The sequence below is a fragment of the Sphingobium sp. FW306-1B-F04DB genome, from assembly GCF_058781925.1.
Genome location: NZ_JBYSXE010000027.1, coordinates 13915 through 36913, shown reverse-complemented (window position 1 = coordinate 36913; position 22999 = coordinate 13915). Strand labels below are relative to the sequence as shown.

25 protein-coding genes and 1 tRNA gene are annotated in these 22999 nt (G+C 61.7%); 12 read left to right on the top strand and 14 right to left on the bottom strand.

What is annotated here, in order from left to right:
- Nucleotides 1–32: 32 nt before the first annotated feature.
- From AC3WJD_RS13065 to AC3WJD_RS13040, 6 genes are all read left to right on the top strand, one after another.
- Nucleotides 33–758 (top strand): hypothetical protein, encoded by a 726-nt coding sequence (locus AC3WJD_RS13065; RefSeq protein ID WP_492747099.1) that lies wholly within the window; start codon nt 33–35, stop codon nt 756–758.
- Nucleotides 759–863: 105 nt separating this feature from the next.
- Nucleotides 864–1466 (top strand): hypothetical protein, encoded by a 603-nt coding sequence (locus tag AC3WJD_RS13060; RefSeq protein WP_492747097.1) that lies wholly within the window; start codon nt 864–866, stop codon nt 1464–1466.
- Between the two features lie 27 nt (nt 1467–1493).
- Nucleotides 1494–2255 carry a hypothetical protein gene (locus AC3WJD_RS13055; RefSeq protein WP_492747096.1) on the top strand — a complete coding sequence of 254 codons (762 nt, stop codon included), beginning with the start codon at nt 1494–1496 and terminating at the stop codon, nt 2253–2255.
- 215 nt (nt 2256–2470) lie between these two features.
- The gene (locus AC3WJD_RS13050; RefSeq protein WP_492747095.1) at nt 2471–2734 is read left to right on the top strand and encodes a hypothetical protein; all 264 of its coding nucleotides are present in this window, start codon (nt 2471–2473) and stop codon (nt 2732–2734) included.
- Nucleotides 2735–2827: 93 nt separating this feature from the next.
- Nucleotides 2828–3361 (top strand): DUF2939 domain-containing protein, encoded by a 534-nt coding sequence (locus AC3WJD_RS13045; protein WP_492747094.1) that lies wholly within the window; start codon nt 2828–2830, stop codon nt 3359–3361.
- An 873-nt stretch (nt 3362–4234) separates the two neighbouring features.
- On the top strand, nt 4235–4591 hold the full coding sequence (locus AC3WJD_RS13040) for a hypothetical protein (RefSeq protein ID WP_492747093.1): 357 nt from the start codon (nt 4235–4237) through the stop codon (nt 4589–4591).
- 308 nt (nt 4592–4899) lie between these two features.
- Here the strand turns inward: AC3WJD_RS13040 and AC3WJD_RS13035 are convergent, their stop codons facing one another.
- The 3 genes from AC3WJD_RS13035 to AC3WJD_RS13025 all read right to left on the bottom strand — a co-directional run bounded on the left by AC3WJD_RS13035 (nt 4900) and on the right by AC3WJD_RS13025 (nt 10645).
- Nucleotides 4900–8412 carry a hypothetical protein gene (locus AC3WJD_RS13035; RefSeq protein WP_492747092.1) on the bottom strand — a complete coding sequence of 1171 codons (3513 nt, stop codon included), beginning with the start codon at nt 8410–8412 and terminating at the stop codon, nt 4900–4902.
- An 81-nt stretch (nt 8413–8493) separates the two neighbouring features.
- The gene (locus tag AC3WJD_RS13030) at nt 8494–9195 is read right to left on the bottom strand and encodes a hypothetical protein (protein WP_492747091.1); all 702 of its coding nucleotides are present in this window, start codon (nt 9193–9195) and stop codon (nt 8494–8496) included.
- 421 nt (nt 9196–9616) lie between these two features.
- Nucleotides 9617–10645 carry a hypothetical protein gene (locus tag AC3WJD_RS13025; protein WP_492747090.1) on the bottom strand — a complete coding sequence of 343 codons (1029 nt, stop codon included), beginning with the start codon at nt 10643–10645 and terminating at the stop codon, nt 9617–9619.
- A 206-nt stretch (nt 10646–10851) separates the two neighbouring features.
- Here AC3WJD_RS13025 and AC3WJD_RS13020 point away from each other — a divergent pair, with 206 nt between their 5' ends.
- From AC3WJD_RS13020 to AC3WJD_RS13010, 3 genes are all read left to right on the top strand, one after another.
- A complete protein-coding gene (locus tag AC3WJD_RS13020) occupies nt 10852–11274 on the top strand; it encodes a thermonuclease family protein (RefSeq protein WP_492747089.1) in 423 nt (140 codons plus the stop codon).
- Between the two features lie 695 nt (nt 11275–11969).
- Nucleotides 11970–12125, top strand: coding sequence for a hypothetical protein (locus tag AC3WJD_RS13015; protein WP_492747088.1), 156 nt, complete (start codon nt 11970–11972; stop codon nt 12123–12125).
- A gap of 33 nt (nt 12126–12158) precedes the next feature.
- Complete coding sequence (locus AC3WJD_RS13010) at nt 12159–12455, top strand: hypothetical protein (RefSeq protein ID WP_492747087.1); 297 nt, start codon at nt 12159–12161, stop codon at nt 12453–12455.
- A 397-nt stretch (nt 12456–12852) separates the two neighbouring features.
- Here the strand turns inward: AC3WJD_RS13010 and AC3WJD_RS13005 are convergent, their stop codons facing one another.
- The 4 genes from AC3WJD_RS13005 to AC3WJD_RS12990 form a co-directional block, all read right to left on the bottom strand.
- Nucleotides 12853–13131: a beta/gamma crystallin-related protein gene (locus AC3WJD_RS13005; protein ID WP_492747086.1), complete on the bottom strand. Its 279-nt coding sequence runs from the start codon at nt 13129–13131 to the stop codon at nt 12853–12855.
- Between the two features lie 429 nt (nt 13132–13560).
- Complete coding sequence (locus AC3WJD_RS13000) at nt 13561–14076, bottom strand: HIRAN domain-containing protein (RefSeq protein WP_492747085.1); 516 nt, start codon at nt 14074–14076, stop codon at nt 13561–13563.
- Nucleotides 14077–14078: 2 nt separating this feature from the next.
- The gene (locus AC3WJD_RS12995; RefSeq protein WP_492747084.1) at nt 14079–14576 is read right to left on the bottom strand and encodes a hypothetical protein; all 498 of its coding nucleotides are present in this window, start codon (nt 14574–14576) and stop codon (nt 14079–14081) included.
- Between the two features lie 120 nt (nt 14577–14696).
- Nucleotides 14697–15887 carry a DUF6161 domain-containing protein gene (locus tag AC3WJD_RS12990; protein ID WP_492747083.1) on the bottom strand — a complete coding sequence of 397 codons (1191 nt, stop codon included), beginning with the start codon at nt 15885–15887 and terminating at the stop codon, nt 14697–14699.
- 107 nt (nt 15888–15994) lie between these two features.
- On the opposite strand from AC3WJD_RS12990, the gene AC3WJD_RS12985 reads away from it, so the two are divergent.
- Nucleotides 15995–16441 carry a helix-turn-helix domain-containing protein gene (locus tag AC3WJD_RS12985; RefSeq protein ID WP_492747123.1) on the top strand — a complete coding sequence of 149 codons (447 nt, stop codon included), beginning with the start codon at nt 15995–15997 and terminating at the stop codon, nt 16439–16441.
- A gap of 71 nt (nt 16442–16512) precedes the next feature.
- Complete coding sequence (locus AC3WJD_RS12980) at nt 16513–16809, top strand: hypothetical protein (RefSeq protein ID WP_492747082.1); 297 nt, start codon at nt 16513–16515, stop codon at nt 16807–16809.
- Nucleotides 16810–17058: 249 nt separating this feature from the next.
- Here AC3WJD_RS12980 and AC3WJD_RS12975 read toward each other — a convergent pair.
- The 4 genes from AC3WJD_RS12975 to AC3WJD_RS12960 all read right to left on the bottom strand — a co-directional run bounded on the left by AC3WJD_RS12975 (nt 17059) and on the right by AC3WJD_RS12960 (nt 20188).
- Nucleotides 17059–17135 (bottom strand) — tRNA-Met (locus AC3WJD_RS12975).
- A 71-nt stretch (nt 17136–17206) separates the two neighbouring features.
- On the bottom strand, nt 17207–17695 hold the full coding sequence (locus AC3WJD_RS12970; RefSeq protein ID WP_492747122.1) for a 2'-5' RNA ligase family protein: 489 nt from the start codon (nt 17693–17695) through the stop codon (nt 17207–17209).
- An 11-nt stretch (nt 17696–17706) separates the two neighbouring features.
- Entirely contained in the window at nt 17707–19626 is a 1920-nt protein-coding gene (locus AC3WJD_RS12965) for a potassium transporter Kup (protein WP_492747081.1), read from the bottom strand.
- Nucleotides 19627–19747: 121 nt separating this feature from the next.
- Nucleotides 19748–20188, bottom strand: a complete 441-nt coding sequence (locus tag AC3WJD_RS12960; RefSeq protein WP_492747121.1) for an Lrp/AsnC family transcriptional regulator — start codon at nt 20186–20188, stop codon at nt 19748–19750.
- Between the two features lie 135 nt (nt 20189–20323).
- Here AC3WJD_RS12960 and ald point away from each other — a divergent pair, with 135 nt between their 5' ends.
- Nucleotides 20324–21430 (top strand): alanine dehydrogenase, encoded by a 1107-nt coding sequence (gene ald, locus AC3WJD_RS12955; RefSeq protein WP_492747080.1) that lies wholly within the window; start codon nt 20324–20326, stop codon nt 21428–21430.
- Here ald and AC3WJD_RS12950 read toward each other — a convergent pair.
- From AC3WJD_RS12950 to AC3WJD_RS12940, 3 genes are read right to left on the bottom strand one after another with little or no spacing between them, the layout of a single operon-like run.
- On the bottom strand, nt 21409–22101 hold the full coding sequence (locus tag AC3WJD_RS12950) for a tetratricopeptide repeat protein (protein ID WP_492747079.1): 693 nt from the start codon (nt 22099–22101) through the stop codon (nt 21409–21411). The genes ald and AC3WJD_RS12950 overlap by 22 nt on opposite strands.
- The gene (locus AC3WJD_RS12945) at nt 22059–22469 is read right to left on the bottom strand and encodes a cytochrome c-type biogenesis protein (RefSeq protein WP_492747078.1); all 411 of its coding nucleotides are present in this window, start codon (nt 22467–22469) and stop codon (nt 22059–22061) included. The genes AC3WJD_RS12950 and AC3WJD_RS12945 overlap by 43 nt, the downstream gene beginning before the upstream one ends.
- Nucleotides 22466–22993 (bottom strand): DsbE family thiol:disulfide interchange protein, encoded by a 528-nt coding sequence (locus AC3WJD_RS12940; RefSeq protein WP_492747077.1) that lies wholly within the window; start codon nt 22991–22993, stop codon nt 22466–22468. Before AC3WJD_RS12940 ends, AC3WJD_RS12945 begins: the two co-directional genes overlap by 4 nt.
- Nucleotides 22994–22999 lie beyond the last annotated feature (6 nt).

The window sequence follows — 22999 nt, the reverse complement described above, 5'->3', positions numbered from 1 at the left end:
CAGGCGCTAAGGCGCTATACGCGCCCTTGCCGATGAGGGCACTCACCGCGGGCTTGAGCGGCCTCCAACTAAGCGTGCTGTTCGCGGTCTGCGCGCACGACCGGATGAGCCTGGTCACCGGCAAAGGGCGCGGATGCACCGCGAGCAACCAACGCCTGGCCAGCCTCGTTGGGTGCCACTATTCCCGCCTCTGCGTTGCCCTGACCGACCTCGAGGAGCTGGGCTTCCTGGAGCGATCGAAGCACGGCCGCAACACGGTCTATCGGGTCATCTACAACGACGAGGATAGGTTGCTGTTCGGCAACATATCCGACGACAGGAAAGATTGCGCACCGGCAACCAATACTCAAAAAACAGGTTGCGCACCGGCAAATCAGAACACTGAAACATGTTGCGTGGCGAATTCTCAAACCCGCCAAAAACCGCCAAAAACCGACCAAGAATATATTCCCTTAAAGGGGGTAATAGATTCTGTTGAAACAGGGAAACATAGTTCCGCTGAAGCGGCGCGACGTTTGTCGCGCGATGCAGAAAGCGCGGTCCGAGAGCGCAGCGTGGGTGAAGTGCTCGGCATCCTCGAGCACAGAATGAAGCATCGGCCCGAGACCATCCTGGTTCAGCCAGTGATGGATTACCTCGAGCAGGTCATGGACGATCACGACCACAGCGACACAGAGTACCGCTGGGCTGAGCGCTTGAGCCACGAAATCTACGAAAATCACTACGATCGTGACGACGCTGCGGGGATAGCCGGATGAGCGCCTCACTGATCCGCCATCCCTCCCTGATGACCCAAACGACCCGACGATCCGGCCAACCGGTTTGGCGAATGAAGACCCCCCATTTCGACACGGAGTTAGATCATGACCATTACGATTTCCCGCTCGCCAGGCAGCAGTCGCCTTGCGAAACACCGCGCCGAAAGAGGCCTCAATCCCGGACCCATTCTCAGTCCGCGTGCCGCCCAAGGCCGTGACGTTCGCGCCAATGCGGCAGCGGCAGCCGAAATCGCCGCCTCTCCAGCCGCCATGCCTCAGGTTACCCCACCTAAATCGGCCGACACACTAACCTCCGCCAAGCAGCGCAGCGAAGCTGATCGAGCTGCCGTTGCGGACGCTGAGCGGCGGGCGGAGAAAGACCGCGTCACGGAGCGCGTCATCAAGATCGTGAAGGCGCAAATGGCGGCCGAAGATGCCGAACGCAAACGTCAGGCGGAAATCAGCGCGATGTGGGACCGAGCGATTGCGAGAACATTCGGAATCAAGGTCGCCGGTCGAGCCGAGCGGCCACAGCGCGCCGCCGATCCAAGCCAAGCGGTATGGGACAAAGCCATTGCCGCAGTTTTCCCGCCTGCGCGCTCCGCGTCGGCGACCGCTGCCGCCCCGGCCGAAATCGATCCGGTAGCGGCAATGTGGGAGCGCGCGATCGCAGCCAACAATCCCACCAATCGCGACGCGAAGAACTGACCGTCCGGAAAACCAAAGGACTGCAAAATGGAACAACTCAGCATTCGTCTCGCCATGGAGAACGCAGCCGCGCACTTGGCATCACTCGACGTCGTCGAGCACGCCGACGCTCTGGCCGAAAGTGACCGGGAGCGCACCAGGATCGGGGAAGCCATCGAAAGTTCGCATCGCCGGATCGCCGAGATCAATCAGACGATTCAGCGCGATCGCGAGCAAGGTCCCGATCCCGCTGCGGTCGCCGACGAACTTCTCGAGCATGGCAGTGTTGCCCTAGCGCTCGTCGACAGAGAGGCGCTCCAGACTGAGAAACAGGCACTCATGGCGGGCATTTCCGACCTCAACCGCCGCGAGGAAGAAGCGCGCGCCCGCGGCATGGAGCACAAAAGCGCCGCAGCGGGCGATTTCTCGGCGTGCGTGCTCGAGCTCGCCGATGCAGACGAGGCTCAGGCCCGTGCCCTCGCGAGTGAATTGGCGGCGCTGTACGCGAGCGCGGTCGCCATCTCTGCAGCTACCTCCTCAACACGCCACGATCGCCTTGCCTCAGCGCTCCGCGACGCACTGGCGAATTTGGCCAGGGAGCGCGTGATTGATCGACATGCGATTGCTGTTCCAACCGACGTCGCCAAGATGTTGGATGCGGGCCGCGCTGCAATGACGGCGCTCGGCCGAGCGTACCCGATCCAAGTCTCCTTCCCCGATACGCTACCCAATGCTGTGATCGCCATGCTGGGTGCCAGGCTGGCTACTGCCAACAGCCGCTTGGCGGCAGCGGGATTGAGAGAGGCCTGATCGAATGCTCGGCGGCGTTTCGCGAACTCCGCCGCCGAGCACAGCGCGCGGGTTTCTTCTTTCTCTCGCGCGCCGGGGCGGGCGGTTTGTCCTTGGTCCGCCCGCCCCGTTTCTAACATCTGCGAGACCGTGAGCCACACACTCGCAGGGTGTCGGGGTGATCTTGTGGCGGGTCACCCCCGCATCGTCCCCGACACTGCCGCACGAGTTTGACAATGAGCGCTGAACTCATCGAATCCTTCCGACAGCGAATTGCGAAACTCGAGGCAGAGAACATCGATTTGGCCAAGTTGCTCATCGCCAATTGCCGACCCCCGACTTTCAACGCGCGAATGATGGCGGAAGCCGCTCAAGCGGGAATGCCGGTGGAGGCATATCGACTCGACTGGATCAGAACCGAGCAAAATTTGCGCTCTCAGGCCATTCAGGTGCTTCGACGGCTCATAGCCTCAGCCGAGAAGCTTTTGCCGTCAGAATAGGCGTTAACGGCGTTCCGGAGATATTTGAACGCCATACTTGACTCCTTCGACCAACTGCCACCGAATGTGCAGCGGGCAATTTGGGGGAGTGACATGCCGAAGAAATGGCTGATCGGTGGTGCAGCGGCGCTTGTGATTGCCGCGGGTCTGGGGTGGAATTTCGGTTCGCCGTATTGGACGCTTCGTCAGATGCAGAGCGCTGCTGCCTCGAGCGATGCGGACGCCTTTTCCGATCACATCGATTTCCCGGCGCTTCGCGAAGATCTCAAAGCGGAGTTCATGGCGAAGATGGTCGAGGAAACTCAAAAATCAGGCAACGAGTTTGCCGGGCTCGGGCTGGCAATTGGCACTGCGATGATTGGGCCCATGATCGACAACATGGTCACCCCCGCCGGGCTTCGCGCCATGTTCATCGCGAACGGGCGCAGCCAGGAGGCGACGGATGAGACGCCGGCGCCATTGGGCGTCAAGGTCGGTGAGGATCCGGTGATCACGCGGTTGAGCTTCGACGAATTCAGGGTTGGATCCAAGGATGATCCCAACGCGGGCATCGTCTTCAAGCGCGACGGCCTGTCCTGGAAATTGAGCGGAATCGATCTGCCCGCGACGGTGACACCTGGAGGATAGCAATTCCGAACCGGAAAGCCGTTGACGGCTTCCTGGCTGAAAGTCTGTGGGCTACCTTCCCCAGCGTCGTGCGGGGAGGGATGCCATGGGTCGAAGCGACGGATTGGACGAGATTGCACGGCGCGCATACGAGCGACTTGAGGACGTGTGCAACGATATGGCTGAGCTCGAGCGCATGATGCTCGACCGAGCCGAGGCAACCGTCACTCGCTCACCTGGCTTGCGCGACATCGTCGACGCCGAGATTGCCAACCATCGGAACCACACCATTCAAATTGCCCTAGTGCGGTGGCACCTTGGAAATCTGTTGGCAATTGAACGAGGGGCGGGAGTGCTAGTTTTTCCGGAGGCGCCGAGCAGAAAGCACTAGCTCTGGGTTGTCGTACGTGGATAGGGGCGAGGGGAAAAAGATGAGGGACGCGTTGCTTTGGAGTGGCCGAGTTTGGATCTGGCTCATTGTCGCCACCGGCCTATCGGCGTGCGATCGCGGTCCGAGCTACAATGAACAGCATCGCACGGACGAGGAGCGGCATGCCCGTCTCAATCCGCCTGGGCGCTACCAGATGCTGGCCGCCCAAGACAACGCGGTCTTTGTTCTCGACACGGGCGACGGGAGCATCCGACATTGCCGGCCCGAACCGAGCGACAAGGGCTTTCACCCCATGGTGTGCGGTCCAGCTGCCAGCCAATAACCCACGGACTGCCCCGACCTGCGATAACGCGCCAATGAAGAGAAACTTGGCCCGGGCGGTGGCGTGATGCCCATGGCCCAGCGCATCGCACAGCGACCAATGTAGCACCGTCACCATAAACTGGATTTACGAATCAGCCGAGCCACGCATACGGTCAATGCATTCGAATCGGGAGGGATTTATGAGCATTGAAGGAATGTGGTGTCACGTAAGCGATGACGTTGACCAGGGCGGAATGGTGAACGGCGGAGTCGTGATCTTCGAAACTGGACGTCTCTTCGGCGGCGACAGCCTGATTGCGTATGTCGGCAGCTACTCAGTCGAGCAGAAGGCCGTGCGCGCCGCCATCGAAAGCTGGCCGTACAATAATGCTTTTTCGCATCTGCCCGACGTATTTGGTGAGGTCGGCGATCATACCCGTGAGACAATTTTTGAGGGCGTTCGCGTCAACGACGATGAGATCCACGGTTTTCTCTCCCGTCCGAGCGCTCCGGAAAAGTTGCCGCTGTTCTTGAAGAAGATGAGAGACCTGCCCTGATACTCCGCGCCCGTGGCGGTATCGCGGGAATGGCCCGGCTTTGGGCCGCGCTCTGCTACTAAGCTATCGCTGCGCGCGCAACGAGTGGGGATCGAACAGACGTCTCAACCTACTCACCGGTTTCGTCTGCCAGCCAAGACGACCGAAACTTGGGAGATTCGGGGTCGCCACCATTCCCACCCCACCGCGGGTGCTTCGCTCACCGACTTACCGTGGGCTGGCTCCACGGCCCTCGGCATCCTGATAAATCGCTGAAAGGTAAAAAGGCCCGCGGGAGCTCCGGAGAACGCCCGCCCTTCTTCGGGACATTAGAAGTTCAGTCGCTTGCCGCGAAACCCGCCACCGCCACCGCCGCCGCCTGAGGCGCCGCGGAGAAGGTCGTTCGTGGTCCCGACATTTCGGTTGAGGGCGGTCAGCTGCGCACCAAGGATGCCGCCGAGACGTTCGCCCAATCGATCAACCGCCCCAACGACAGGGGCCGCGGTGCTTGCCGACGATGGTGACGTCCCCGACGGCGCGAACAGGCCGGGGCGACCTGCCGAGATGCTGGAGACGTTCTCCTGTCCCGCCACCGCCGTCTTGGTGAGCGCGGTGATCTGGTCGAGCAGCGCGAAATAGTCGGTCTGCGAACCGCTGATCTGGCGCTGGATGTCAAGCAGCGTGCGCGCGGCATCCGAGAAATCATCGAAGGCGGTCGTGTCGCCGGCAGCGACGCGCGCCGCGAGCGGGTCATAGATCGCCTTCGCCGCGGACTGTCGATCCCGGAGCGAGCGACCGTTATCGCCCGTCGTGAGCTCGGCCAGGAATGCCTTGAGCGATCCGAGGATTGCTTCGTTGGCCTGTTCCACCGCGTCCTTGCGCTTGAAGCCGTAGAGCTCCTCTAGTTTGGCATATTCCTCGGTGGAAGCCCCTGCTTCGGCGAAGATCTTCTTCAACGAGGTGAATTCGCGATCGAGGTCGTCCATCGCTGCGCCGACGGGGTCCTTGATCCGCTTCAGGTCGCGGAAGACGTTCTCGAATTTAAGTGCCTTGTCGAGACCTGCTTCCAGATCCTTCGAATTCTGCAGCAGGCGCTGTGTCGATGCGCGCAGGCCCTCGATCACGCCGTCTTTGATCAGGTCCATCGTCGCGAATTTGACCGCAGCCTCGATATCCTCGCCGAAATCGATCGCGCCCTTCTTTGTTTTGGTGATGCCGCGACCGGTCGTGTCGACGCGCGCCTTGCCGTCGCGGAAGCCGATCGAGACTGAGCCACGCGACGCGTTGACCGTGCCGCCCAGCGCTTCCGCGATGCGCTCGATCGAGGTGATCGCCCCGCCGGCGTTCTCGTTGGCGGCCTTCTTGAACTTGCCCGACGAGCCCGAGAGCCCCGTCACGATCAGTTCGCCGTTCGCGCCGACACCGATCGTCGCAGAGCCCGTCTTGGTCTTCTTCAGCGCGCCGCCGACGACGCTGCCGAGCATGCCGCCGATCGCAGAGCCCAGCGGACCAAAGGCCGAGCCGATCGCGCCACCGATCTGGGCGCCCATCTTGCTACCCTTGATCCCAAAGATATCGGTGAACGCGGTCCCGATCGCGCCGCCGAACTGCGACCCGGCGAACGCGGTGCCGAGGGCCTGGCCGAGACCCGCCGTTGCCTCGCCGTTCATCCCAAAGACTTTGCCGAAAACTTTCTCAATGTCGCCGGACAGAGCTTTGCCGAATTCCGTCTGCCCCTTCATGAAGCCGCCAAGGAGGCCATCGGCGTTGCCGATTGGATCGCCGATATCCACCTTGCCGCTTCGCTTCGCCTCGTCGATCGATTGGCCGATGGCTTTCTGCGCAGTGACGGTGATGTGCTCGATCCCGTCGGCGTCGACAGAGACATTGCTCGCCGCATTGTCGTTCGCGGCCGCGGCAACCTTTCGCGCCAGAGCGTCGAACTGATCGCCAAGGGTCTTCGCGGACGCTGTCGTGGTGTCGAACGACGCCGCCGTCCTGATTGCCGCCTGGCGTGCCGGATCCTGCCCCGTGATCTGGTCCTGCAGCTTCCGGAGCGAGTCCCCGAAGAGCTTCTCGGTGAGCGTCTGCGCGAATACGCCTTTCATCGTGCGGGCAAAGTCGTTGGTGAAGTCCTTGATCGACCCAAGGCCACGGTCGGGCGCGTTGAAGATCGCCTTCTCGATGGCTGCCTGCACATCATCCACGGCGCGGAGATAGACTTGCTGGCGCTGGCGCTGGATCTCAAGCTCGCGGGAGATTGCGCGCTCGCTGGCAAGCCTGTCCGTCAGCGCTTGGGTGATGTCGCCTTGGTAGCCGGCCTGCTGCAGCGCCTTGGTGAGCTCGTCTTCGGTTTTGACGCCGATCTCGTCCATGAGATCGAGCTTGTCTTGCAACACCGCAGCCTCGAGCTCTCGTCCGTTGAGAAGTAGCTGCAGGACCTGAAGCTCGCGATCGAGCGCATCGAGCGCCTCGCCCGCAACCTTCTTGGGTCCCGCGTTCACCGCGGCTTGCGCAGCGGCGACGGCTTCCCGCAATTTCTTCGCGCCGTCATCAGTGCGTCCTTCGAATTCCTTGAGGAGCTTGTTCAGGTCACCGGTCGCTGACGCCATATCGCCGAGCAAACCTGTCCGCGGTCCAAAGCGTTCGGCGATGCGCGTGGCGGAGTCTTCCGCGCGCTCAAGCTCCGCGGCTGCCCGCTTGGCTGCACTCTCCTCTCGCCGAGCTTCGGCCGCACGGGCCCGCGCCGCGCGCTCCGCTGCCTTCAATGCCTTGTCGGAAGCTTTGGTCGCCTCGTCCGATCGCGTCTTTTCGTCGGCTCGAACTGCGACCTGCACTTTGGTGCGGGCGATAGCGATCTGGCCGTCGAGTTCAACCAATCGCCGCTCTTTGGCGGCAATGTCCGAATTGCGAGTGTCGAGACCAAGCGACGCGATGTCACCGCGCTCACCAGGAGCCGATGCGCGCACCTTTTGCACCTCGAGCATCGAACGCGCCAGGTCGAGCTCAGCCTGCGCCCTCACCCGCGTTGCCTCTGCCTCGAAGATGCGCGCGTTTGCCAGGCCGATCGCCTCGGCGCGCAGCTGGCCGGCCGAGCCGAGGGTGCGCCCCATTGCCTGGTCGAGTGTCTTGAGCGCCTCAGTCAGCGTGTCGGTCGCACCCGTTTGCGCGTCCATCGCCTTCTTGGTTGCGTCCGATTCCTTGCCGAGGCCTATCATCTGGACAATCATGGGGCCCAGCACCGCCGTGCCCAGTATGAGCGCGGTGCCCCACGGCCCGGCGATGAACCCGCCCAGCCTTCCCATGGTGCCCCCCATGGTCGTGGCGATGAACGCCGCCTGGCTCATCTGCTGGGTGAATGCGATCAGCGGATTTTGACCGCCCTGCACCTGAACCGCGAAGTCCTGAAACTGCTGCCCCATTTGCACCATGGCGAACCGGTTACCATTGACCGCGCCCGCTGCACCCACGTGCGTCCGCTCGACCAGCTGATTAGCGCCAGCAAGGCGCTGGCTTGCAGCCGCAGCCTCATTCATCTCGCGCTCAAGGCGGTCGAGATTTGCCGATTGCAGGTTCAGTCTCGAGGCATGTCGCTCGGCCTGTGTGGCCGCAGTCTCGGCCGCCCGGGCGTAGCTTGACGTGGCTCCTTCCGCCGCAACTGCGTTGCTCGCAACGGTGCGCAGCGCTGCCGCTTGAACCTGGGCGGCTTGTGCCGATGCTCGCAAGTCGTTCGCGCCCAGATCGAACATTTTGGCGTTGCCGAGTGCTCGACTGAATTCGTTCGCGATCTGCTCGCTCGTTGCCTTCGCCTTACGGCCGGCGCGTTCGAAACTTTGGTCCATTTGGCGCTCGAATTCAGGGAAGCCGCTGCCTCCATCAAACTCGAGCCTCAGAAACGCAGGAAAGGTGCTATTTTTCATGCTCTATCCCTTCGCCAATTCTTCGGCCGCCAGCCGCGGCATCTGGGCCTGTGCAGAGGCGATGATCTTGTCGACGGCGATCCGCGCGCGGCGACTGGTTGATCGGATGCCCACGAAGGCAATGATGAAGCTTCGCTCTTCACGTCCCTTGGTGATCCGTGACTTGCGGCTCAGCGCCGATCCGCGACGCCCCTGGCGAACGGTCACACTTTTGACGACGAGGAGCCGCTCCCCGCGGTTACGACCGGGAATCTCGACCAATGGACCGATGCGCGCCTCGAGGCCGCCCGTTCGGTAGCGCGCAGGGGTCATCTTGAACCGTCCGACGCGGCTCGGGATTTCCGACGTCGCTATCCACAACCAACGTGCTCGCCGAGGTTTGATCACGCTCCCCTCGGTGTAGCTTTCGATCGCGCCCAGCGTGCGTTCCGATCGGCCGCGAACGAAGATGGCGCCGCTTGCAGAGAAGCTATTGGCGCCGCGTCGCTTGATCGCACCGCCTTTCGACAAGTCCGAAGACATGCCGATCGAGTTGGAGAGCCTCCCAAGGCCGGCGCCGCGCATCGCCGTGCGGATTTCGTTCGTGGCGAGGCGGGTCGCGCGATCGGATGCGATCAATGCCGCGGCTTCCGCCTTCTGGCCGACACGCCGGCGAAAATCTGCATAGACCCGGTCGTTGGGACGCTTGAGCGATAGCCTCAACATGCGCCGGCGCCTGCAGGCTTGAGATCAGCGAAATTGGAAATCTGCATACGGCTCCGACCCGAAAAATGGGTGAGCCACACGCGTTTCGAATATCACACCCGCCCAAAAGTGCAATGCCGTCTTCGATAAATGCCTGTTTTCCGCGAGTTTTGACGCTCAAGATCTCGAACAAGAAACAATCCGGCTGCTCAGGATCTGACACAGGCCTGAAAAAAGGGGTCTCCAGCCGCTTACCTTGGGCCACCCCTCTAGGTAGGACCCGCGATATACTTGAAGGGTGCTTCGCCGCTGCGAGAGACGTTAACGGCTATTGAGCGCCTCGATGAGGGTTCGGGCCCGTATCAGCAAACGGTAGATTCCTCGACAATCACAGCCAGCGCTGCGTGGCGATGCCCCGTGTGCGCTCCGAACGCGGCGCCGATTATTGGACGTAGTCAGGGTATTCTCGAGCAATCACCGCGGCCAACGTCGCCGTATCGGCATCACCTGGTGTGTCGTACTCATCGAGCCGAGCAAAGGCGGGTGCGCTCTGATCAATCCCCTCTTTGGCGGAGAAGCTCGTAATGCCGAATGCTTTGCGATCTCCGTTGAAATCAGCAAGGATTTGGGTGTCCACCTTCATGTACTGGATCGGCAGCAGGTAAAACGAAACCTGGGCTGTGCGGCCGGCATCTGCATCGTCGCCCTTCTGAAGCAGCGCGACGCGGTGGAGGGGAATGCGGAACCCGCTGACTAAGGCATATGCCGTGCGCAGCGGCAATTCTGTGGATACCGCACTCGAGGAATCGAGCATCAAGATCGCGTTCTTACCGAGTGCAACGTATTCCTCAGCCGTTGCCGGGAAACAGATGTCGAACGAAATAGAGCGGATCGCTTGTCCCGCGAAAGGAGCCTGAGGCGACGCTGTTGCTTGGTTACTCCGTCCGGCGTCAAGCTCACGCCACGACTGGAAAAGTGCTCGATACTCGGGCGCGGGATTCGGGGTCGGCTCTGGGCCGGGGGTGGGCGTCAAAACCGGTTGAAAACTGTCTCTGGGTGTGGATGACGGATAGCTAAAGGAATCCGTGGTGCCGGATTTTCCGGTGTACGGATTTACGTTGCCTTTGGTCGACCAATTGTTGTTTCGGGAATTGTCAGGCGAAGTTCGCCGGTGTGGCGCGACATAGGTTCCGTCCTTGCGGAAGTAGCCCTTCACCCGAACCGAGCGACCTTCGGCGACCGCCGACGCTGCCAGCGCCAAGATGGCTAAAGCAAAAAGCGACTTTCGCATTGCACTCCCCCCGCAATGGGCCTGCCACAATTTGTTGCGAGAGTCGAACCACGTCACGCCTCCCGAAGAGGCGAACTCGAAACCACAGGAATAATGGCGCTGCCCGTCGAGCCTCTTTGCCGGTTCAGAATTCGCTGGCGCAGCGTGGTGGCTTTCGGGCTGCCCACCGCCGCCCGCCATGTTGCGTTTCCGCAAAGCTTCCCGAGACCGCTGGGCTATTTTGGAAATCGAGTAGCCTGGGAGGTCGGTCCAATGCTTGGCGATGTTATCGAAAACTAGCTCGAGGCAAAGAAATCTCAAATCAACCGCGCGCGAAGCATGCGCAACACCGAGTCATCGCATCACTCGGCCATTGACCGGCTTGTCCGTCTCTCTCTACTCGCCTGATGATTCTCGCAATTCTGACCACCGTTGTCGCCAATGGCGCTACCTTCACCTGCACCCCGACCCGCGTCTGGGACGGTGACGGCCCTATCTGGTGCGCCGAGGGACCGAAGATCCGACTGGCCGGCATTGCCGCACGCGAGATCGACGAGACCTGCAAGCCCGGCCACCCTTGCCCCCGATCTTCCGGCCGCGACGCTCGCGACTATCTGGTCAACCTGCTCGGCGGTTCTCGAGGTCGATCGCGTGAGGGGCACGTGCTGGTGAACGGCCCACGTTTGACGTGTGTGTCATGGGGTTCTGGCAAGGGCGACCGAACCGCGGCGAGTTGCCGTGTTGGCAGCACCGACCTGTCCTGCTCGATGATCCAGGCCGCCTATGCAGTGCGCTGGGATCGTTACTGGCGGGGGCCGCGCTGCCGTTAGTGCCATTGGCCGATTCGCGTTAATAATCGGCCGCCTTATTAGTGCGCTCACCGAGAATTCGAACGAGGCGCCATAATAAATTACGTTAGCGGCACAAATTTGCCCGTTCGCATGAGACCTCTTGTGTTTTCGGGACCCGAGGGAAGTCCATGCGCCGTCACGCGCGGCGCGCGTAAGCGAGTCATTTTGTCGACGAATTGAGTCTCTAAAGGGTCATTTACCGTCTTGTTTCGGCTCAGGACTCGTGCACAGATAAAGCGGCTCGCGGGAGACATCCGCGGACCTGCAGCGCTGACCAAACAGTGATGTAGCTGGGCACATCGATCGACGCCCTCTGGACCTCCCACGGAACTGACTCCAAATCTGTTCCGTGCCACCGTCGTCGATCGATGTGCCCATGATTGTTATGACGGCACCATCAGCGATGCAATGGCAATTGTGGGACGCATCCCACCGCTCATCGATTTCCTCATGTGGTCCTCTCGAGGCTATCCGCGGCGCCGAGCCGATATTGACGTCGAGCGCGCTGCCGATTTGCTTCAGTCTAATAGCATAACGCTCTTGCGAATGTTCCGCTTTCGTTCGCACAATGTGGAATGCACCGAATCAGCGCTCCCGACCTTCGCACTCTCATTTACGTAAAGATCCGCGCTGCCCCGAAGCTGGTCCTGAACGGGCTGCGATCGAAGCTGCCCGTGGACGGTGACAAAGCTGCCGGCGAGCTTGCGGAGCTTATCTGCCGTGAGATCGACAATGGCAGCCGCATGGTCATTCAGGCCGAAATCGTGGGGCTCGCGCCCGCAACCAGGCTCGGCGTCTGGGGCGTCGATGAGCCCGATCCGACGGCGTGACGCATGCCGGGCGACATTGCCTCACCGAACCCCTTGCGCGACCTGTTCGATGCGGCGGTCAGACATCGCACGATCAAGCTGACGTGCCGGAAATGCGGGCATGTCGGGATCTATGATCCGCATGCGCTGTGGTGGCATTTTGAGCGGCGGGGATGGAACGACAATCTGCGGCAGGTACCGCGTCGCATGTGGTGCGGCGACTGCGCGATTACGCGCCGACGCAAGATTTATGACCCGGTGCTGCAGCTGGTCGATGACGAGCCGACCGTGAACATTCTGAAGATGCCCGATGAGCGGGACTGGAAGCGGGGATGCAGTCGAAGGCGTTGATGCATGTCATGGCCGGCTTGGTAGAGCGGAGACATATTGAGCGTGAGGATAGGGATCTCCTGCCCCCCGCTTTGACCCTATCCTCACCACCCACCATTGATGTTGACACTCAGGTTGCGCCGCGCTGACATGCTGGTGAAGGGAGGCCGAATTTGCAATCTCTACACTGCTCGCAAACGCGCCGCTGAGGTAGCGCGCAACTTTGGCGCGTCCATCCCGCGCCAGTTCAACGCGGCCGAGGAGGTGTGCCCCGGCACGCCCGGAATGGTGGTCGTCGAGAACGAAGGCGCCCGCGAGTTGCGATCGATGGTCTGGGGCTACCCTCTGATCCTGAAGACGATGCGCGAGAATGCGGCCAAGCGGGGCGTCGAGCCGAGACGGAAGCCGGTCAACGTGGCTATGGTTGCACCAACCGAACGGACGAGACATGATCGTTGTCAACGCCAACAGATTTTGCGTCAGCATACGCTCCAGGCCCAAACGTCCCACCCATTTGATCTTCGTAGTCATTGTGTCTGAAGAACTGCCATTGGCCTGAAATAATCAGAAACGATGACAGCACATCATTAGAGCCTTCCAACGAAGGGCGACTCTCGCGGGTCAAGAAGCGACCTCCGCCGAAATTTACATCGGAAAACCCCATCAAAAATGGCTCTTTGTCTCCTTCAATGGACACGACGGTCTCCTCTTATTTAGGGTTACTGATCATGCGCCTGCAGATGGACGGACAGAAGATTTGCGTCATTGCGATTCCGCAAATTCGGCCAATCGAGCGAACTTCCATGTGCATCGACGCGTGAGCTATGTTGACCCCATCGGGCGACCGAACTTATGCTCAACGAATGGGGATCGCCAGCCTGAGCCACCGCGGTGGAAGACGGCGAGCGCCTATGTGCTCGGCGCCGTTATGGTCGTCTGCCTGTCGGTCAATCTGATCCGCGGCTTCATGGGCCAAGTGTAGCTGGCGAAGACCGTGATCTAAGTCACGCGCTTCCACGGTGGCCCGCGCATAGATTACGCGCGACCAGCGAGGATAGAGCCGCCCAGTTCGCCCCGGGTGGCTCTATCCTCAGCGAGGTCTCCACCGGATAAATCAGCGCGCCGATTACGCGGCCACAGTTGCGAATGCCATTGCCACGCCAACGGCGAGAAGAGGCATCGCAACAGCCACGACCAGACAGCCGCTGTCGGAATTTGCAAATCGCCCGTCTTGATCGCGAACCCTGCCAGCCGCTTCAGCTTTTGCGCGACGCGATCGCTGCTGAGCCTCGTCGAGCGGAATTGCCCCCTTGGGCACCTTCCCGTCCCACGCGATCGAGATCCGGCAACCGTAACGGGGGTAGTCCGGGAGGCCGCCGGTGAGTTCGTGGATCTGCGCAAGGTGGGGCCGCCCGGCATCCAACGCTGGTGCCAGCGAGGCGGCGTCGTCACGCCCGATGTAGCCGATCCCTTCGCCGTTCAGCGTCTCGACACGGATAGCGTTCCGATCGTAGGAATTTGCAGATTCCCGGACGAGCAGCACACGGTCACCTGGCTCGCACCGCAACAGCACGTCCTGGCGCTTCGAACCGTCGGCGTTGCGCTGCCCTTCCCCAGCTAGGGCGAAGATTTGCTTACGCACGATTACCAACCGTTATCCACGCTCACATTCCGAACCTGCGGCCGAGCGTGGGCAGTGAGGGTTACGTTCATGTCACAGGGATGACATCGAACGGTGAGCCCTCCCCGATGGGTGGCATGAGTTTGGAGAATGGTTTTTCTGCGGTTCTGGAAGCAATTCGGGCATATCAGGTGCATGGGTTCACCGTTGGCCGCCTCCTGCCTTAGTGAGTAAACCATGACACCAGTCGAACTCTCCGCCAGCTGATACCTGCCTGATTCCGTTTCCCAAACTTCGTGCTCTTTGAGCTTCGCCAAGAGCGATGCGATTTCGGCCTGCATTGTCTGCATCTCGCCCTGGGCGGCTAAGGCGCCTGCCTGAGCGGTCATAATGGCATTTTGAAGATCGATGAGTTTTGCAGCGACTTCAGATTGCACTTTGAACCCGATCATCGCTTGAACGATTTGACCGGCTTGCAACAGGCTCGAGCCAGCCGCCGTCAGCGCGCTAAGGTCCGCCATAGTCCCTCCCCTATCCCCAATTGATAGATTTGCAACATATCAAGGCGTTAACGGCTTCTGCAATGGCAATTGCCCGCGCCAAGCGTGGAGATGGTGACGAGCGAACGGTCTGGACCACATTTAGCGGGTTGGCGTGCCGAGTTTTGCAATCGTGCCCGCAACGGAAATGTCAGGTGCGTCATCCTTAACTAGTCCGTCCGAGCTCGGCCGAAACAGTGCGCTCAAAATGATCGGCTTATCGTTCTCATTTGCAACCCCCTCGTTTGTGAGCGCGAGGAACGCCTTCGTCATGACCACGCGCTCTTGCGCGTCAATTCGCAGGTGGTGCGCACTCAGGTAGAGTCGGTTGAGGAGCCTGCCCGCCCAAAACGTCAGGCCAGCCAACGTCGCTAGACCTGCAGAAACAATGAAGTAGACGCTTTGCGGGATGGCTCCCTTAGCGCCAATAAGGATTTCGGCGGCCACAAGGAAAGCAACGCCGATCACGATCCCCGCAACCGGAAAGAACAACCAGACGCGCCTAGCGGCAGTCTCCTCGTCGCCCCTATGCTCCTTCGCCTTGTCTTCCCAATATTCAACGGGGGCGCGAAGCGTCATTTCGGTTCGAAAGGATGCCTCGACCTTTCGAATGCTAGCCTCGGCCTCGGCAAAGTCTACTTTGATTTTCTGCTCTGCGACGTCCCATTTTTCCGATTTCTTTCTGAGCGCAAGGATAGCGAGCTTTTGTCCTCGGTCCATCAGCTTCGTTACAACGGATTCCTGCCGGTCGTGCGCTTTGGCGATGCGGTCTATCGCCGATTTGATGGACGCACGATAGTTGGCGCGCTCACGCTGCAGATGTTCTGCCATGCGCGATGGCTCTGCCATATATGGAAGCGAAGCGAGTATCGCTCCTCGTAGCTGATCGGGATTTGCAGCCACCGAAACCTGCATCCATCCGACCTTAAAGCCATAGGCGAAGGACGCAGCGTCATCACCCGCTGCCTCTCGGATCCGCAGAATTTCGGAACCAGTTGCACTGTCCGCCGCCAAAAGTGGGCCGCGGCCATCACCATATTTATTCTGAAGGTCGCCGAGGGCAATTGAAACAGGTTCGCCTTGTGCCCTGCTACGATGGATAAGGGTAAAGAGCTGGTCGAATGCGCCTTGAACGCGAGCGGCAACGTGATGTTGGTCAATCGGCTGCGCACCTTGAACCAGCCAATCCCATTTTGCGCGTTCAGCCGAAAGCCATTGCTCCAGATTATCCCAGCTCCGAAACTCTCGCTGATGAATGCCGTCTAGCGAGACTGTGAGCGTCTCAGTCGTCATATTCCCCCCGAACTTGAAGTCTGGCATACTGCCTCGAAACCTCAAACAAAGATATATCGACTTTTCAGCACGATGAATGCGAAGTGGCGCTCTCTCAACGGGGATCGATGCCAATGCCCTTGTCGGATCTCGCGCGGTTGATTGAGCGCCTCTCCCGCGCATTGGGGCAACGAAGCGCCGTAACTCTCACAGCGGCTGAACTCGACGTACTTGCCGCGGCCGGCGGATACGAAGCCCTGTGTGCAACGCAAGCGCGCAAATACGCGGAAGCAGCTCGCGATCGCGTCGGCCAACCCCACCGGAAACGTGACGAAGCCGTTGCGCCTGGCAGTACCCAGTCGCCAATCGCGTTCACCCCTGCGACATTGGCAGAGCATTGGGGCGTGAGCACCGGGGCAATTTATAACTTGCTTCGATCAGGCGAGCTCGATCACTTCAAGCTCGGCAGGCTTTTCCGGATCAAGGCGGAAACCGTTGCGGAATATGAGCGGCGTCAGGAGATGGCACCTGACCTAGTTGGACCTAGCCGCACGGGGGCGGATCCGCGACGATAGAGCATCTCGTTTACACCGAGAGGGTCGGTGGCTACACATCGCCTCTAGGTCTGGGATCGTGGGATTAGTGTATGACCATCGATACCTCGATGCAGAACAGCGACGCCGAGCACGACTGGTGCCCACGGATGTCTGAGGTAATGGATCTGGACCGTCGACTGTCGCGGGCAATTGAATATGGCCGCAGCATCCAATTATCAGCCGCTGAGCTCGATCTCCTCGTGATGTGGGGTGCGATCGATGTGCTGCGAAGTGCAGTGTCCGCACAGTTCAAAGCTGCAGCGCAAGAGCGGCTTGCACAACGAGCGGCCGATCAACGCACAGCGGCGGATACGAGGCCGCTAGGCACAGAAGAGATGGAATCCTGACGTCCGCGGTCAGCGTGCTTATCAATGTGAGCGGGTGAGCATCGGCTCACATTGAGCACTCTTCGCACCAGATCATAACCGGAACAGACGATCCGCGGCATGTTGCATCCATGTTGCATCGAGCATCCGGGAGCGGGAGCGAATGCATGAAAAAGCAAGCGATTCCGCCATACTGGCTGCGAAGGGCAAAACGACCACTTTTTCGGGGCAAATCGCCCGTCAAACCCGCAGAAATCTAGCGAAAATTGATGGTAGCGGAGGAGGGACTTGAACCCCCGACACGCGGATTATGATTCCGCTGCTCTAACCAGCTGAGCTACTCCGCCCCATGGGCCTCGCGCTTGGTGCGCGGACGGGCGCTATAGTAAGCGATGCACGGGTGGTCAACAGGGCTTTGCTATCCAAAGCGATGTCGCGACAATGCTTCCCACGGGCCGTTGCGATAGCGCCACGCCGCGAGCCCTGCGATCGCCAGCGAGCGCGGCGTGAAGCCGCTTTTCAGGGCCTGTGCGAGCGCCTTGGCCTCGCTTGGCGTCGCCTTGTTCTGGATGGTGACATGCGCGCGCCAGCCCGCCTGATCCTGCGCGATCAGCAGCCCGTGGAAATGCTCGGCGAGATCGTCGCGAATCTCCGCGAGCGCGGGACTTTCGACGCGCAGTGCGACGCCATGGTCGAGCTGCATGATCCCCGCGACGTACGCCGCGGGGGGCGTGACGCCTCGCGTTGCCGCGACCAGCCGGTCACGCAGCTCGGGCTCGATCGCGGGCGGCAGATGCTGGAACAGCGTCAGATGCGCGGGCACCAGATTGTGCTCCGCCGGATAGTGCGCCCGGCGCAGTCCGTCGAGCCATGCGAAATCCGCGTCCCCGAAGAACGCGGAGACGATGACGGGCGCGCCTATATCTCGACCTGGCTGCCGAGCTCGACCACGCGGTTGGTCGGCAGCTTGAAGAAGTCCATTGCGCTTTCGGCGTTGCGCATCATCCAGGCGAACAGCCGCTCGCGCCACAGCGCCATGCCCGGCCGTGCCGAGGGCAACAGCGTCTGCCGCGCGAGGAAGAAGCTGGTGTCCATCATCTTGAACTCGGGGCCGCAGCCCGTGGTCAGGCGCAGCGCCTCGGGCACGTCAGGCTCCTGCATGAAGCCATAGCGGATGACGAGGCGGTGGAAGCCATGGCCCAGATCCTTGAGCCCGCAGCGCTGCTCCATCGCGACATACGGCACATCCTCGATCTTGACGGTCAGCAGGATGATCCGCTCGTGCAGCACCTTGTTGTGCTTGAGGTTGTGGAGCAGCGCATGCGGCACGCCATCGGCGCTCGAGGTCATGAAGACCGCGGTGCCTGGCACGCGGGTCGCCGAATTTGCGGCGGAATTGACGAACACCGCGATCGGCATCGCAGCCTCGCGCATGCGGTCGAGCATGAGCTTGCGGCCCTTGGCCCAGGTTGTGAGCAGCGTGAAGGCGAACAGGCCAACGAGCAACGGGAACCAGCCGCCATCGGGCACCTTGGTCAGGTTGGCCGCAAAATAGGCGGAATCGACGCAGAAGAAGATGGCGAGCACGAGCAGCGTGATCGCCTTGTTCCAGTGCCACAGGCTGAACAGCACGACCGCGAGCAGGCAGGTGTCGATGAACATCGCGCCGGTCACCGCGATGCCATATGCCGCCGCAAGATTGCTCGACGAGCCGAAGAACAGTACGAGCAGGATCACCATCACCATCAGCGCCCAGTTGATGACGGGGATATAGATCTGACCCGCGGCGCTGGCGCTGGTGTGCTGGATGCGCAGGCGCGGGATGAAGCCGAGCTGGATCGCCTGCTGGGTGAGCGAGAAGGCGCCCGAGATTACCGCCTGGCTGGCGATGACGGTCGCGAGCAGCGCAAGGATGACGAGCGGCAGGCGCACGGCTTCGGGCGCGAGGAGGAAGAAGGGATTCTTGATCGCCTCCGTAGCTCCGGCGGGATCGAGCGAGAGGATCATCGCCCCCTGCCCCAGATAGTTGAGCATCAGCCCCGGCAGCACGAAGAACAGCCACGAGACGCGGATCGGGTTGCGCCCGAAATGCCCCATATCGGCGTAAAGCGCCTCGGCGCCCGTCACCGCCAGCACGACCGAGCCGAGCGCGAGGAACGCCAGCGTTCCGTCGGTCATGAAGAACTGGATCGCGTACCACGGATTGAGCGCGATCAGGATCGAGGGATCCTGGACGATGTGCGTAATCCCAAGCACCGCGAGTGCGAGGAAATAGAGCATCATGATCGGGCCAAAGAACTGCCCCACGCGCGCGGTCCCGTGCGCCTGGATCGAAAACAGGCCTATGAGGATCGCGACCGCGATCGGCAGCACCCAGGACTCAAAGCGCGCATCGACGGTGACGAGACCTTCGGATGCCGAGAGCACCGACATCGCCGGCGTGATCATGCTGTCGCCATAGAACAGCGCGGTCGCGAACACGCCGAGCATCACGATCGGCGCGCTCCAGCGCTTGCCCTCGGACTGGCGGTTGATCAGGGCGAGCAGCGCGAGGCTGCCGCCCTCGCCCTTGTTGTCCGCACGCATGATGATCGAGACATATTTGATCGTCACCACGATCATCATCGACCAGAAGATCAGGCTGAGCACACCATAGATGTGCAGCCGGTCAGGATCGAGCGGGTGATGCCCGGCGAAGGTTTCGCGAAATGCATAGATGGGGCTCGTGCCGATATCGCCGAACACGATGCCAATGGCCGCCACGGCCAGCTTCGCGAGAGGCTGGTCGCCATGGGCCTGCGAGGCCTCTGCCTCCGCTGCCGTTGCTGTGGTGCTCATCGAGCGTTCAGTTAGCTCGCGTCATACTGACAAAGGCCATAAAAAAGCCGTCTCTCTTTTGCCGGACAAAAGGCGTCGCGGCCCCTAGCACTTCGCATCTGCAGTATCAACTGCGCCTTCGTCACTCGTCGACCGCCAGTGTGCGGATCGGGAATTGTGTCACCAGCCGCTGCACGCCGGGCAGCGTGGCAAGGATCTCGCGATGGACGCGTTCGTAGCTGTCCTCAGCGCGAATAAGCACCTTGAGCAGATAGTCGGACTCGCCGCTCATCAGATGCGCCTCGCGGATCACCAATGTCCTGAGCAACGCATCTTCGAACGCGGCGAGCGTCGTCTGCCGCTGATCGACCAGCGTCACCGAGACGAAAACCGTCGAGGGATTGCCACGCGCCGCGGGCGACAGCCGCGCACGATAACCAAGGATCAGGCCATTCTCCTCGAGCAGCTTGACGCGGCGATGCGCGGCAGAAGGTGAAAGACCGATGCGGGTGCCGAGCCTTTCGCTTGTCACCCCCGAATCGTGCGCAAGGATATCGAGAATCTTGCGATCGATCGCATCCATTCGGATCATTGTCGACAATCTGCCCTCCCCGTCGGGAAATCTTCCCGAAACAGACTATATCAGCGGATCGCTTTGCAAACACTTCCAACGGTCGTGGCGGTATCCTGCCCGGCAAAACAGGTCAGGAGATGGATCATGAAAATCGGCGTGCCCAAGGAAATCAAGAACCACGAATACCGCGTCGGCCTGACCCCGCCCTCGGTCGCCGAACTGACCGCTGCAGGCCACGAGGTTTTCGTCGAGACGCAGGCGGGCGCGGGCATCGATTTCGAGGACGCCGACTATGTGGAGGCGGGCGCCAGCATCCTCCCCACCGCCGCCGAGGTTTTCGCCGCGTCCGGCATGATCGTGAAGGTGAAGGAGCCTCAGCCGCAGGAAATCGCGCTGCTCCGTCCCGACCACCTGCTCTTCACCTATCTCCACCTCGCAGCGGACAAGCCGCAGGCCGAGGGGCTTATGAAGTCGGGTGCAACCTGCATCGCCTATGAGACCGTGACCTCGCGCACGGGGTCGCTGCCGCTGCTGAAGCCGATGTCCGAGGTGGCGGGGCGCATGTCGATCCAGGTGGGTGCGCACTATCTCGAAAAGGAACAGGGCGGCCGCGGCGTTCTGCTCGGCGGCGTGCCCGGCGTGGCACCCGCGCGTGTCGCGATCCTTGGCGGTGGTGTCGCGGGCGTGAACGCCGCGCAGATGGCGGTCGGCATGCGCGCCGACGTCACGATCTACGACATTTCCAACGAGCGGCTGGCCGAGCTCGACATGTTCTTCGGCAGTCAAATCAAGACCGCCTATGCCTCCAAGGCCGCGATCGCTGCGGCGGTGAAGACCGCGCATCTGGTGATCGGTGCGGTGCTGGTGCCCGGCGCGGCCGCGCCGAAACTGGTGACACGCGAGATGTTGAAGACGATGAAGCGCGGTTCGGTGATCGTCGACATCGCGATCGACCAGGGCGGCTGCTTCGAAACGTCGCGCGCGACGACCCACGCGGACCCGGTGTTCGAGGTCGAAGGTGTGATCCACTACTGCGTCGCGAATATGCCCGGCGCAGTGGCGCGTACCTCGGCCTTCGCACTCAACAATGCGACGCTGCCCTTTGCCCTGAAGCTTGCAGACATGGGTGCCGAGGCCGCGATGAAGGCCGATCCGCACCTTGCCGCCGGCCTCAACGTCTCCGATAGCAAGATCCGCCATCAGGCAGTCGCCGAGGCGCTCGCCCTGCCTTATTCGCCCTGGGCAGGCTGAGGCGCAGCAGCCACCCCCATCTGCGCCCGGAGCATACCGAGTTTTGATTCAAGGTCGGCGCGCCAGGGCGCCTCGGGCGGGGTGCGGGCCAGCAGTTCGGACCAGAGCGCCTCCGCCTTGTCGAGCTGCCCAGACTGGGCGAGCGCCAGCCCCATGAAGAACGGCGGACCGGGATGCTGGGGCGAGAGCTGCGCCGCCTTCTGGAAGGCGAACTGCGCGGCGGGCGAGATCATCCCGTCGCCATGCGCGACCAGCGCATTGCCGAGGCCGACCCAGAGATCTGCGCTCTTCGGATAGGCATGGACCGCCCCCCGCATCACCGTCACCGCAGCGCGCGTTGAGCCGAGCCGTCCGTAGGTGTCGGCGGTGTCGAGCCACTGGGCCTCGGTGCCGAACTGGCCCATCATCGCCTTGCGCTGCTCGATCAGCTTGGGATCGATAGTGGCGGTATCGGCGCGCGCCTGGACGGGGCTGCCGAGCTGTCCCGGATGCCCCTGCCAGGCATAGCCTGCAAGCCCGAGCAGCAGCGCGGCACCGATCAGTTCCCAGCTCAGTCGTGGAACGCGCGCGAGGCGCCAGAGCAGCAGCCACACCGCAAGCGCCATCGCGACGATGATGACCCAGCCCATCACTTCTTCCTTCGCGTCCGCAGGCGCCCGCGTGCCAGCCATAGCCCGGCGCCCAGCAGCAGGATCGGTGCGATCCAGAGCGGCGCGGTGCCAGCGGAGAAGCCGGGCTTGTAGCTCACCCATTCGCCATAGCGTTCGACCATCCACGCGCGGATCTGTTCGGGGCTTTCGCCCCTCTGAATCCGCTCACGCACCATCGCGCGCATATCGCCCGCGATCTCGGCATCGCTGTCGGCGATCGACTGTCCCTGGCAGACGACGCAGCGCAGCGTTTCCATCAGCGCCACCGCTTTCGCTTCCTGCCTGGGATCGGGGAGTTGTGTATCGGCAAGCTTGGCGGGCGGCAGCGCCGAATCCGCCGAGGCGGCGACCGGAGCTGCGAGCAGCAAAAGGGCGAGCAGCGCCTTCACCGCGCCTTGCGCAGCTCTTCGAGGATCGTCGGCACGTGCTCGGGGCGGATGTCACCAACATGCTGGTAGCGAATGACGCCCTTGCCATCGATCACGAAGGTCTCGGGCACGCCCGCCGAGCCGAGCGCGAGCTGGACCGAGCTGTTCACGTCCGATCCGATGCGCTGGTAGGGATTGCCGTTGCGCTTGAGGAAGGCCGCGACGTCCTCGGGCCTGTCGCGGATCGCGATCGCGTCGATCGGCACGCCTTGCCGTGCCATGCCCTCGAGCACCGGCGCCTCGGCAATGCACGGCAGGCACCAGCTCGCGAAGACGTTGAGCAGCCGCGGCTCGCCCCTGCCGAAATCGGAACTCCCAAGCGCCGGACGACCGTCATAGGCCGCGGGCAGCGCGAATTGCGGCAGGGGCTTGCCGATCATCTTGGATTCGATCGTCCGATCACCGGGATTGATCAGGCCATAGGCGACGATGCCGAAAAAGAGACCGAACAGCGCCAGCGGCACCCAGAGGATTGTGCGTTTCATTGGCCC